The organism is Alteromonas sp. McT4-15 (assembly GCF_020515205.1).
Classification (GTDB): domain Bacteria; phylum Pseudomonadota; class Gammaproteobacteria; order Enterobacterales; family Alteromonadaceae; genus Alteromonas.
Genome location: NZ_JAJALG010000004.1, coordinates 1 through 12,885 on the forward strand (window position 1 = coordinate 1; position 12,885 = coordinate 12,885).

Below are 12,885 nucleotides of genomic sequence, written 5' to 3' on the forward strand. Positions count from 1 at the left end.
ACCTGACTCCATTCCGAACTCAGAAGTGAAACGTATTAGCGCCGATGGTAGTGTGGGGTTTCCCCATGTGAGAGTAGGACACTGCCAGGTCCCAATTCCGAAAAGCCCTTGTCTAACGACAAGGGCTTTTCTTGTGTATGTTCAAAAGTATGAACAAAGTAGCCAACAACTGAGCGTACTGTGCGTCTTCCTTGCGCAAAAGTCACGATATTGCGTATGATGACTTTGCGCAGCATCACTTAATTGCTTTTAAATGCAAAAGTGCTTGTTCATTTATTGCTTTAAGCTTTGGGTTCTTTGCATCGCTTGTCCATAGCAATAACCTGTTAAAAAAGCTTTGGGTATTGTGAAGCGCGGCCAACCCTTCATTGTTACCATAAGCATCCTGCCACGTAGCTGTAGGCGGCTTAGCTGCATCAGTAAGCCATAATTTCCAATACTCTGACGTAAGCGACTCTCTAAGCATGAGATATACAGTAGCTCGCACTAATCTGTCGGGTTCACCGTAATGATAAAAATGTGTTGATGATGGATTAATAGCTTGCTGTATCGCAGTAGACAGTGCTTGAAGAGAATCAGTATCTATAGCATTGTTGAGTGATAGTTGAAGTACTAAATCAGCGGCGTGTGCTATTTGATGAATATACCCAACGCGCTCATCAAATCCAGTGTAATTCTCTACATCGGTTAACGCTTTAATGGCTATGCTGACTAATTTTTCTCGCTCTACTTTACTAAAGAAAGGCGTGACTCTATCAACGCGTGCAACCTCAGCGAGTGCCAAGATGAGAAATGATGTGTGATACGCTTCTTTATTAGGTTTACTCAGTTCGTCTAGTAGTGTCTCGTAACCCCCCCTGACATCTTGTGCTGATAATTCACCACTTCGTAACGTGTTACTGATCTCTGTAAAGGCTATACCATCCCTTACTTTTGGTAGCTCAGAAGCTAAACAACTAATTTTTTCATTTAATGTTAGCTTTTGAATGGCGTTATCTTTATCGAGAAAATCTTTAGTAATCGGACACGCCGCATATACCCCTTGAGAAAGGTAAATACCAGTAGCCATTGCGAGTATTGTCAATTTCATAATGTTGCGCTTTTAAGATTCTCAGTATATCTACACTACGTAATTTAAAAGCAGACTGCTAGCGCGTATCGGCTCAAAAGGGATTAAATGCGTCTATTGTGAGCGCCATATGTCTTCATTATCTATTTTTTGTATCCGCTTGTTTTCTTCAATCACGTCTTGCGTACTGGCAATATGGTATTGCTGCTTTATCTCCTCGATAAGCGTTTTATGTGTACTCAAAAAGGTGTTGAACTCTTCGATTAGCGCTGGATGTTTTAAAGATGACAAGCAAAACGCTACAGAATTGTGAGGCAAGGTCAAATCAGCGGTAAAAGGACCTAGTTGCGCAAACCGTTCTTCGTAGCGCTTTGCTACGTTGTATTCAACGTCCATTGCGTCAACAGTATCTGACTGAAGATATCGAAGTCCTTGATACACGTTTTCTACTTCGTTTACATTTACTTGTTTAGTGGCGATCAAATCCGTCCATTTAGCAGGTGTAAAGCCTTGTGGTATAGCGAGGCGTTTAATGTGCGACAGTGGACGATTTATATTCTCTGTTTTAACAAGCGTAACGGCAAAACTATCTATCAACGCATTCGAATAAATTTTTCCCATAACGCTGTCAATATGTTTGTTCCAGCGCTGGTTGTCTGGAAAAACAAAATCAAGATTACCTTTGTTTAATTCAATTTGAAGTCTGTTGACGGGCATAACTACATACTCAAAAGTATGTCCGCTTTCCTTAGCAAATGCTTCTAGGATCGCCCAGCCAACTCCCTTATCGTGTGTAGAGGGGAAGTTGTAATAGGGGAGATATGCAATGTCTTGTGTACCTACAACAAAGTTATCTGCATGAGTTGTAGGAGGAGTAATTAAAAGAATTACAAGGAGAAATAAGCCAACAGTGAATCGATTGCTATTTCCAAACCTCGTCATGGTTTAACCCTTGTTCCTTTAATAGCTGTTTTGATAATTCAGAGTACGGTGTAATGCCGTATTTGCGTTTTATACTATCAATTAATTCAGGGTTTGAGGCAATAAATGCATTGAGTTCTTGTATGACTGCGCTTTGTGAAAGCGTAGATAGTGAAAATGGAATTTCATTATGTGGCAATGTTAAATCAAGGGTAAAAGCATTTGTCGGATAGGCATTGATGCTGGCGTACTGTGTAACAAAGTATTCTAAGTCTAATGCATCCACACGTCCTTGGTAGAGTAAAGCAAATCCTTGTTTTAAATCTTTTACCCATGTGATTTTAGTTTGTTCATTGTCGATGCGTTGCTGCCAGTTAACAGGTGTAAAGCCCAGCGGCATCGCTAAATGTTTTACCCCATCAATGCCTTTCCCTGCATTGTTAGTAGAAACAATGGTACCTGTTAATGCATAAGTTAGCGGTAGGGAAAAATATTTCTGCTTAGAAGATGTAATGCTGTTGTACCAGCCTTGATTATCGGGATAAACAAAGTCTACATTTCCTTTTAGGAGCTCCATTTGAAGACGGCGAATAGGCATACTGAGATAGATAAACTCGTGCCCTGAAGCTTCAGAAAAAGCTTCCAATATTGCCCATCCTACGCCTTTATCAATTTCCGAGCTAAAGTCGTAGTGAGGAAAGTAGTCCAAATTTTGAGCGCCAACAATAAATTTATCTGCAAGTGCATTCGTGCCTAGCGTGTAACAAAATAGCAGTGTGATAAATCGCTTCAAGAAATTTGTCAAAATACTCCTCAATGCCCCTACTGATTGTTGCGTCCGTTTATTCTTACAAGGTATGCCAGCTCTGTAACGGTGTAAACACTAATGAAAGTCTCGAGAAGGCAAAGTAATGTTTTCAAGCCAAGGTGTTCTATCTATTAGCTTTCCAGCGATAACGTGAATAACACCTTCTTTAGAGCACTCTATTATACCATTCACTTGAAGTAATTTGGCTTTCAAAAACGTTTGCTGTTGTGCTCGCGCAGTCGCTTGCCACACTACAACATTAATGTTGCCCCTATCATCTTCTAACGTAAGAAAAGTAACGCCAGCTGCGGTTCCTGGCGCCTGTCTGCCGGTTACGGCACCTAATACTTTTACCACCGACTTGTTTTTCTTGTGGGTAAGCGTGTCTGACCAACTGATATCGTGCAGTTTGTGCTTTTGCTTAAGCAGTGCAATAGGGTGACTATTTACTGAAAGTCCGGTAGCGGCGTAGTCCTCTAGCAAGTTTTCAGCTTCCGAGGGCGGTGCAGTAAGTGTGCTTGATGCTTCTTGATCATCAAAAAGGGGCAGGCTGGTTTGCGTATCCATCATTCGCCAACGTGTTTGGTAGCGATCGCCTGATAATGTGCGTAGTGCATCAGCACTGGCAAGTGCTTCTAATTCGTTGCGTTTTAGGCCAAGTTGTTGAACTTGATTAATACTATTATAGCCCTTGGCTGGACGTAACTTTACCAGTTCTTGCGCGGCTTCTTCGCTTAACCCTTTTATAAGGGTTAATCCTAGTTGAAGTTGTTTTTCTTGCCCTTTGATAACCAAAGTGTGTTCAACATCTGACTGGTTTACACAAGGTGCAAATACAGTAATGCCGTGCCGTTTAGCGTCCTGAACAAGTTGTGAGGGCGAGTAAAAGCCCATGGGCCAGCTGTTAAGTAATGCCACGTAAAACTCCACAGGAAAATAGAACTTTAACCAGCACGATACATAGGCTAATACGGCAAACGAGGCTGAATGAGACTCGGGAAAGCCATACCCTGCAAACCCTTTAATTTGTTCAAACAAATTATGTGCAAAGGTGCTTTCATAACCGCGATCTGTCATGCCCTTAATCAGCTTTTCTTTGAATTCAAAAATGCGGCCATCTTTTTTCCAACTGGCCATGGCACGACGCAGTTGATCAGCTTCACCCCCACTAAAACCTGCAGCGACCATGGCAAGTTGAATAACTTGCTCTTGAAATATGGGAACGCCCATAGTGCGAGAAAGCACGCCTTCTACCGCTTTAGATGGGTAGGTGATCACTTCATTGCCATGACGCCGAATAAGATAAGGATGCACCATATCACCTTGAATAGGTCCCGGACGAACAATGGCGATTTGCACCACCAAGTCATAGTAACGTCGTGGTTTTAAGCGGGGAAGCATAGACATCTGCGCGCGAGATTCAATTTGAAACACGCCAACAGTGTCGGCCCTGCAAATCATGTCGAACACTTGTTTGTCATCACCAAGTTTAGTGATAAATGGAATACTCACATCACGCGGATACTGCTTATTAATAAGCTGAAAAGCACGGCGAATTGCGCTTAGCATGCCGAGTGCGAGTACATCGACTTTGAGTAACCCCAAGGTTTCGATATCGTCTTTGTCCCATTGAATAATGGTTCGCGCTTCCATCGCGGCGTTTTCTACCGGTACAAGGTCATATAAAGGCCCGGCACTGATAACAAAGCCTCCCACATGTTGTGATAAATGCCGAGGTGTACCTAATAGCGCTTCGGTTAGCGTGATAAGTTGATGTACTTTGTTGTCTTCTGGGTTTAACCCAAGGTTTGCAAGCTGCGATTTCCATGGGATAACGCTGTCTCTGCGATTTATTTGTTTGATGACAAAGTCTAGCTGTGACTCGCTAAAACCTAGTGCTTTACCGACATCTTTGAACGCTGATTTAAAGCGATAGCAAATAACGGTTGCAGCTATTGCGGTACGCTCTCTGCCATACTTTTGGTAAATGTATTGAATAATTTCTTCACGCCGCTGATGCTCAAAGTCGACATCTATGTCGGGCGGTTCATTGCGCTCTTTGGAAATGAAGCGTTCGAAGAGTACGCTAATTTGTCTTGGATCGACGGCAGTAATTTCTAAGCAATAACACACGACAGAATTAGCCGCCGAGCCCCTTCCTTGATACAAAATACCTTGGCGCTTGGCAAACTGCACAATGTCATAAATGGTTAGGAAGAAGTACTCGTATTCCTGCTCTGCAATAAGCGTTAACTCTTTTTCTATAATAGCCCGTATGTCGGGTTTGAGCCCTTCGGGAAAGCGCACTTTTATGCCCGCCTCTACTCGCTCTCGCAAATAAGAGGTTGGCGTGTATCCATCAGGAACTAACTCAGCAGGGTATTGGTAACGTAGTTCACTTAAACAAAAGGTAAATAAGCTTGCCAAAGCATTGGTATTAGCTATCCATTTTTCTGGATAAAGTTTTTTTATTTTGTGAGTAGTGCGCAGACTTCGCTCGGCATTGCTCAGCGCCTTGCGACCAATTTTATGCACGCTGGTGTGTGCGTGCGTTGCGTGCAAAACATGTTGTAGTGGCAGTCTATCTGCATGATGCATAAGTACACCGGTACAAGCGATAACAGGGAACGGATAAGTTGCCTGCAGTGTGTTGTAGTGCGCAAATCTATGGTGATCGTGCCCATCAAGTAAACGCTGTGCGCCAATATAGGCGTCTATCGCGGAATGCTTTTGTAACCATTTTGCCCAGTATGTGTCATGGGTGTTGTTACCTCGAGGAAGCCATATAAATTTACAGTGCCTGATAGTACGCAGGTCCCATTCGGCCAGCTGATATTCCCCTTTTTCTGAACGGCGCCTTGCGTTAGTAATAATACGGCATAGCTCACTGTAGGCGGCTTTATTGGGGCACAATAATATAAAAGATAAGGAATCATCAAAAACAAAATAACTTCCCACAATAAGCTTGATAGGCAAACGCTGATGTGTAATTTCATCGTACGCGCGCACTACGCCTGCAACTGAGCATTCGTCAGTAATGGCAATAGCGTCATAGCCTAAAAATGAGGCTGTAGTAACCAGTTCACCCGGTGATGAAGCGCCACATAAAAAGCTGTAGTGGCTTTGACAAAAAAGCTCGCTGTATTTCATCGTTCTACTTCATTGCAATACGCACAAGCACTAACAAAAAAGCCCTTGTGCCCACCATTGACTAGCTTCATCTTTAAAAATGAGCATGCGTATGCCTTGTGTTGTTTGAGCAATAAAGTAATCACGTTTATGAGGCGTGTCGTGCCACCATTCACTGTGTAGCCTAATAGGGCCAAAACACACGTGAGTACGCTGGGTAAGGGGCTTGGGCTTTTTAAAGGTTAACGTGGGTGCAATATCACTGCTGTAGGTATTAAGTGGGGCAGAGGCCTCATTGACTGTCATATACTCAAATTGATGACTATCTGCCGCTTTAGGCTGAAAAGTACTGTCTTCTCCAAGCTTGGCGTTTAAACGCCCAATTAATTGCTTTTGCGCAACTTCGTTAAAGCGATTGCTAAAAAAGTCGCTGTTGTCCGTGTCGATATCTTCAAATTGATCGCACTTAAGCGAAAGCGCTGTTGCGGGCTCTGGCAATACTATATTTTCTATTTTTAATGTGAGTAAGCTAAGCCAACTATTTACCGATGATTGTGGCATGGCGGCGCGAATGTCTATAACGGTAATCGGCGCTTCTCGAAAATGGATATGCACGTGAATAGATGCCGTGTGTAAATTACGCGCGCGCAAATAATGCGACAAGTGTTCAAGTTGCTGTGTAATAAAAGGCACCAGATGCTGCGTGTTTTCAATATCAAAAGGCAGCAGTACCACATCATCAAAATACGCCTGTGGTCTAAATAGTATGACTTTGGGAAAGGTTTCGCCTCGAAGTGCGGTTAAATAAGTGATGGTGCGATTATCAAAACGTCTGCCGAGTTCGTGTACGGGCATGGCCAGCAACTGATGGACATGTTTAATACCAACTCTGGTTAATGACTCGACCACCTTAGGGGCTAACTCAGTCAGTAGCAGTGAGCACGATGACAATGCATTTTTGATATCATCGTGTGCGTCTAAATATGTGTTTACCTTGTGCTTTGCCAGTACTTTGGCTGCTTCTATAGTCCAGGCGGTGGCAAAGTGGTAGGTGGTACCAGATAACGACAATTCCCGAGAAAGTGTCGACCACAGTGCCTTATGCCCCCCGTAATAATGCGTAAGGTTATCTAGCCGTATAGCCAAACCACAGTGTGCATCAAGCGCAATATCAGAAGCAAAAGGGTAAAGCCGGTGGGCAAGCTGCGACAGCATAACTCGCTCGTTTTCAGCATCAAAAGGCAGTATATGAATGTGGGGGCATAGGGCTGCGGCTTGTGCAAGCCCATGGTTTACTTCAATGCCCATATTATGCGCAGTCTTATTAACCTGCGTAATACGGTTTGATTTACTGCAATATACCGCAACAGGGTTATCGTTCTCGTTAGGCAGTCTGCCTTTTGCAGGCGTCGCATGTGGCTTGTCGCCATGACCAATAGTCTGCAAGTACGCATCTAACGTCAGTTGATAGCAATGAATATACATCCACAGCATAATTAGCTTACCGAGTGGAGTGCTTGGCCTGTCAGTTTGTTATGTTCCATGGCCCATTTAATAGCGTGATTATCCGGTGTCCAGCGATGATCAATGGCAATACTGTTAACTGGCCAACCATGGCGCTGTTTGCGAACATCCACAGACAGTTGCTGTGCACGGTGGTGTAATGCAATATCCAGTGATATAGGAAGTGGCTGAGCGAGGACATTTTTATTTAATGCAGTATAAAGCAAGCATAGGGCGTCATTGTGCGTAGCCGCTACTTGTAAACGCCTTGCGGCTTTGGCATCAACAGCATTACTCCATAGTACAACACAGTGACACGCGGTGCTTTTTAAACATTGCTCTGCTGCCCATAGAGAGTCTTGTTCGTTTTGTGTGTTAACTACCAACACCTGCTGAAGATCTAGCCCTAACTCTGCCAACCAAGGTGTTTGTAATACACCCGGTGGGTTAATAAATACCACCATTTTATGCGTACGCTGATGGCATAAAACCTGTTTAAATAATGTGAGCTCTCCTACACCAGTGCATGAGGCAATGCGTATAAGACCTGTAGATGCAACACCACCATTGAGGGCTTTATCAAGACGAGCATACCCAAGCGAAAACTTAGTTTCGCCTTTATGTTGCTCTCGGGCCCGCCATATATGCGGATGCTTGTTAAGCTCTGATAAAGATTCCAGCATAGCACTCAAAATGAACTGTATTTATATACAGTATTATAGTGCAGCAAATACCCTTTTCAAGAAAAACTCGCAGTACCTGTCGTAGTGCTTTTCTAAGTTATTAAAAAGTATGGAAAACAGAAAAATTAAATGTAAGAGAGTTAAGTATTGTGAGTGCAGTATCGAGATTGAGCTATCGATGGATGCTGCCCGCAAAAATTGCAGACAGCATTTATAAAAACGCTGTAAAGGGGGGCGATTACGCTTGTGGTGCGTCGCTTTTCTCTGACTTTGTTGTGCCAGAGATAGCAGAGGTGACGGCATGACAAAAAGCGATAAAACCATCTGACGTATTCTTTGACCATGTCATACGTACATTGCTTGGCAAGCCCTTAACCACTTCTTTCACATCTTCAAGTGTTAATTCTTCGTAGCTTAACGCCTTGTTTAAGGACTCTTCAAACGACAGCCCTTTTTCACAGCAACCCATAACAATGTTAGAGAAGTTTCTCATGAGCATGTGCAGTACATTGTACTGGTTTTGGTCAATAAGACGGCTCTTAAAAGCACTTTCAATGCGAAGCACTAAGTTCTTTTCCAGCAGATCATTAACCAGCACCAGGTTTCGATAGGCATAGTTAACTTTGTTGTTTGTCTGCTTGTTAGAATGGCGCAATAGCGCGAGTTCTTTTTGTTGGTTCTGCGCGCGAAGCACAAAGTAAATTAACAGCAGGATGAGTAATCCTATAACACTAAATGCAACGATCATGCTTAGTTAGCCTTTTGTTCTTCTATAAAGGTATTGATGTGCTGTTCTAAAATAAACAAAGGAACAGAACCATTCTCTAGCACTGCACGGTGAAACTTACGCACGTCAAAATTCTCACCAAGCGCGGTTTCCGCTTTCTTGCGAAGTGCTTTAATCTTAATTTCACCAATTTTGTATGACAGCGCTTGTGCAGGCCATGAAATATAGCGGTCTATTTCCGTATTCACATTGTGTTCTGATAATGCAGTATTTTCCATCATATAATCAACAGCTTGTTGACGCGTCCAGCCCATCGTGTGCATGCCCGTATCGACAACCAAACGGCATGCTCGCCACATTTCATAACTTAGGCGGCCAAAGTTATCATAAGGGTCTTCATAAATGCCGGCTTCAATACCCAAAAACTCAGAATACAGCCCCCAGCCTTCACCAAACGCTGAAATATATGTATTGCGACGCACCATAGGTAAATCTTCAAGTTCTGCCGCCAGTGAGATTTGCAAATGATGGCCCGGCACGGCTTCGTGCAACGTTAGCGCTGGTAAAGCATAAAGCGGACGTTTATCAAGCGCGTACGTATTTACCCAATAATAACCCGGCTGATCATCGCGACTAGGGTGGATATAGCGCCCCGTAGTGTATTTAGGTGCAATACTATCTGGAACAGGCGCAACGCCGTATGGCGTTCTGGGTAAGTATTCAAAAAGAGAAGGAAGCTTAGCGTCCATTTTCTTAGCAATAAACGACGCTTCTTTTAATAATTCTTCTGCGCTGGTAGCGTAAAATTGAGGGTCTTCACGCAAAAACGCGATAAAGTCGTTAATGTCCCCCTCAAAAGCAAGTTCGTCCACTATTTGCTGCATCTCGTTGCGTATGCGTTTCACCTCAGCAAGACCTAAATTGTGAATTTCCTGCGGGCTCATATCCGTCGTGGTGTAATGTTTGGCTCTATTAGCGTAATACGCGACACCGTCAGGCCAAGTATTGGCAGCAATGTCATCTCTTGCGTTAGGAATATAGTCCTCAACCATAAAGTCGTAAAAGGCTTGGTAGGCGGGTAAAACACGTTCTTTAATGGCGCGTTGACCTTGATTAGTTAAGTTTGTTTTCTCTTCTTCTGAAAAGTACTTAGGGAAGCGTGTGAAAGGCGCGTAAAAACCACTGTCTTCTACCTTGTCTACTAAATAGGAAGAGATTGAATCCTCAAACCCAGTAAGTACCACTTTAGGTTGGGTATACCCCTCTTTTAAGGCTTGCTTCATATAAGCCATTTGCTGCTCAAAATAGGGGAGAAGGGCGTTTAAGCGGCTAATATACGCATTGTAGTCTTCTACTCGCTTAAACGTAGATAGGTTAGGCAGCGATGCCATTGCACCATGAAAACCATATTCTGAATTGATGGGAACCAGATATGCACGGTAAGTATACTCATCTACATAGTTGGCAAGGCGATATTGCTGCATTAAAAGTGCAATATAGGCGTCTTTAGAAATGGTATCTTGGTCATATTGCGCTAGAGACTTCTGAAACGCTTGCCACTGCTTATGCTGCGTAGCTAGTGCGCTTGGCGAGATATCTGGCAGCGAGTGTGCTTGTTCGCTATGACCCTGTCGCGACGCTAGTAAGGGAGAAACAGAAAGCTCGTATTGCCATATTTCATCTAATAGCTGGTACAAGCTTTCATCATTGTTAGGCTTAGCCGACAGATTGATACTGCTTACTAGCAGTATTGCTGCTAACACATAGCGATACATAAGGGTCTCCGGTAACCTTTACCGGCTAGACCCGGCGGTTACTCTTTCGTTGGTGTATAAATTGGACTAGGGAATGAGGTTACTTTATCAGATTTATTTTCTAATTTAGTAATTTTGGCTGAACCTTTTTTCTTTACCGCGTCAATGCGAAGTACATTATGCATTGGCACATAGGTTTGGGTGACATCAGCAAACTCTGATTTCAAGCGCTCGTGGCTAGGATCTACCACAACACTGGTATGGGTATCCCAAACAAAATCGCCAATTTCAATAAAACCAAACAGTGCCCCTTGTATAAGGGTTTTTACATACAATTCGTAACGTTCGCCATTACTCACAAATTGAACGCGATAAAGCGTATCGTCTTTAGACATGTGCTGCTCTTAAATCCTAAAAATGCTGCGCGTAATAACGCATAATTTTACAACGACGCTAAAATACGAGCAATGGTAGGAAACACATGGTGAAGTTAGGTGCAATGTATGCTCGCTTAAAATAGCATTACCACTATGAACTGCGATACCATGCCATGCAGTCTACTTAGGCAAAGTAATCACGAAATTAATTGGTAAAACTACAATGATAAGAAAACTCCTTATTGGTGGTGCAATGACGGCAATGACATTTGCCGCGACAGCACATAACCATGAATCGACAGAAAGCGCCTTTAACCCTAATACGCAGCGCATCAAATCTCACTTGTTCTTTTTAGCAGATGATTTGCTAGAAGGTCGTGACACAGGTTCACGCGGTCACGAAATTGCCGCACTATACATTGCCACAGAGTTTGCAAAATATGGTCTAAAGCCAGCGGGCACTGACGGCTATATTCAAAATGTGTCATTCAGAAAGGCAAACCTTATTCAAGAGTCGCCGTCGTTTACGCTGACTCAAAATGGCGAAACCATTAGCTTTGACTACCCCAAGGAATACTTGGCTGGCCCAAGCCTATTGAGCACTGATGCACAAGTTAACGGTGAGATGGTATTCGTTGGCTACGGTATCGTTGCTGATGAACTGTCACATAACGACTACGAAGGCCTAGATGTAGAAGGTAAGATTGTGGTTGCGCTTGCCGGTAAGCCAAGTGATTTCCCATCTGAGGAAGGGGCACACTTTGCATCTGGCTACCAAAAGTCAAAATACGCAGTAGACAATGGTGCTATCGGTATGATCACTATTACTACGCCTAAGAACGAAAAAGTACGTCCATACCAGAGTCGACTGAACTACATTCATACGCCGCGCATGGCATGGCTAGACAAAGACGGTAATCCAGCTAATAGTTTTGCGCAGCTAAAAGGCGGCGCTTACATGAGTGAAGGCGCAGCACGTAAGCTATTTAACGGTGCTGAGAAAAGCCTAGACGATGTGTATGCATTACTTGAAGCAGATAAAGTACCAACAGGCTTTGCACTTAAAGGTTCTGTAGATATCAGCAAAAAAAGCACTCACGATACTATCACCAGCCCTAACGTTGTGGGCATTTTAGAAGGTTCTGATCCAAAACTAAAAGACGAATATGTTGTGTTCTCTGCGCACTCAGACCACATTGGTTTTGCGAAAACGGTGAAGAAAGACAACATTAATAACGGTGCTATGGATAATGCGTCAGGCACGTCAGTTATGCTTGAAACAGCGCGCTTGTTCAGCGAAATGAAAGAAAAACCAAAGCGCTCAATCTTGTTTGTGTCGGTAACCGGTGAAGAAAAAGGCCTACTAGGGGCCGATTATTTCGCTCGTAACCCTACGGTACCTGTAACGTCAATGGTGGCTAACGTAAACTTGGATATGCCTATTTTGACTTACGAATTTGCTGACGTAATTGCTTTTGGCGCTAACCATAGCGACCTTCAAGCGTCAGTAGAAAAAGCCGCAGCAAATGCAGACATTGAGTTAAGTCCAGATCCATGGCCGGAACAAGCGTTGTTTACTCGTTCAGATCACTACGCGTTTGTTAAACAAGGTGTACCTGCGGTATTCATGGTACCAGGCCTTAAATCGAAAGATCCTAACGTAGATGGCAGCAAAGTGTTTGGCCAGTTCTTGTCGACTCATTACCATAAGCCTAGCGATGATATTCACCAGCCGTTTAACTGGAAAGCGGCAGAGACCTTTACCAAGGTAAATGCGCAAATTGGTTGGACATTGGCAAACCAAGAAGACAAGCCTCAGTGGAATAAAGGCGACTTCTTTGGGAATACATTCAGCAAGTAAATTGTAATAGATCCCAAAGCAGTCGATATGTTGAATTTCTTAAGTATTGATAG

General features: G+C 43.3%; 10 protein-coding genes and 1 rRNA gene. 2 read left to right on the top strand and 9 right to left on the bottom strand.

The genetic code is table 11. The annotated features are described in order from the left end of the window. Positions 1-90, top strand: a 5S ribosomal RNA gene (gene rrf / locus LHL20_RS04505); the annotation flags it as partial. Between the two features lie 145 nt (positions 91-235). Here the strand turns inward: rrf and LHL20_RS04510 are convergent. The 9 genes from LHL20_RS04510 to LHL20_RS04550 all read right to left on the bottom strand — a co-directional run bounded on the left by LHL20_RS04510 (position 236) and on the right by LHL20_RS04550 (position 10,989). Beyond that, positions 236-1,090 carry a DUF2785 domain-containing protein gene (locus LHL20_RS04510; protein ID WP_226432411.1) on the bottom strand — a complete coding sequence of 285 codons (855 nt, stop codon included), beginning with the start codon at positions 1,088-1,090 and terminating at the stop codon, positions 236-238. Positions 1,091-1,183: 93 nt separating this feature from the next. Next, positions 1,184-2,011 (bottom strand): transporter substrate-binding domain-containing protein, encoded by an 828-nt coding sequence (locus tag LHL20_RS04515; RefSeq protein WP_226432412.1) that lies wholly within the window; start codon positions 2,009-2,011, stop codon positions 1,184-1,186. After that, a complete protein-coding gene (locus tag LHL20_RS04520; protein WP_226432413.1) occupies positions 1,992-2,795 on the bottom strand; it encodes a transporter substrate-binding domain-containing protein in 804 nt (267 codons plus the stop codon). The genes LHL20_RS04515 and LHL20_RS04520 overlap by 20 nt, the downstream gene beginning before the upstream one ends. 78 nt (positions 2,796-2,873) lie before the next feature. Next, positions 2,874-5,948: an error-prone DNA polymerase gene (locus LHL20_RS04525; protein ID WP_226432414.1), complete on the bottom strand. Its 3,075-nt coding sequence runs from the start codon at positions 5,946-5,948 to the stop codon at positions 2,874-2,876. Between the two features lie 30 nt (positions 5,949-5,978). Beyond that, positions 5,979-7,421 carry a Y-family DNA polymerase gene (locus LHL20_RS04530; RefSeq protein WP_226432415.1) on the bottom strand — a complete coding sequence of 481 codons (1,443 nt, stop codon included), beginning with the start codon at positions 7,419-7,421 and terminating at the stop codon, positions 5,979-5,981. Positions 7,422-7,423: 2 nt separating this feature from the next. Then, positions 7,424-8,113, bottom strand: coding sequence for a translesion DNA synthesis-associated protein ImuA (gene imuA, locus LHL20_RS04535; protein WP_202263058.1), 690 nt, complete (start codon positions 8,111-8,113; stop codon positions 7,424-7,426). A 238-nt stretch (positions 8,114-8,351) separates the two neighbouring features. Further along, positions 8,352-8,861: a hypothetical protein gene (locus LHL20_RS04540; protein WP_226432416.1), complete on the bottom strand. Its 510-nt coding sequence runs from the start codon at positions 8,859-8,861 to the stop codon at positions 8,352-8,354. A 2-nt stretch (positions 8,862-8,863) separates the two neighbouring features. Beyond that, positions 8,864-10,615 carry a DUF885 domain-containing protein gene (locus LHL20_RS04545; protein WP_226432417.1) on the bottom strand — a complete coding sequence of 584 codons (1,752 nt, stop codon included), beginning with the start codon at positions 10,613-10,615 and terminating at the stop codon, positions 8,864-8,866. A 38-nt stretch (positions 10,616-10,653) separates the two neighbouring features. After that, positions 10,654-10,989 carry a DUF1820 family protein gene (locus tag LHL20_RS04550; RefSeq protein ID WP_202263061.1) on the bottom strand — a complete coding sequence of 112 codons (336 nt, stop codon included), beginning with the start codon at positions 10,987-10,989 and terminating at the stop codon, positions 10,654-10,656. 205 nt (positions 10,990-11,194) lie between these two features. Between LHL20_RS04550 and LHL20_RS04555 the strand changes: the two genes are divergently transcribed. After that, positions 11,195-12,832 carry a M28 family metallopeptidase gene (locus tag LHL20_RS04555; protein WP_226432418.1) on the top strand — a complete coding sequence of 546 codons (1,638 nt, stop codon included), beginning with the start codon at positions 11,195-11,197 and terminating at the stop codon, positions 12,830-12,832. Positions 12,833-12,885: the final 53 nt, after the last annotated feature.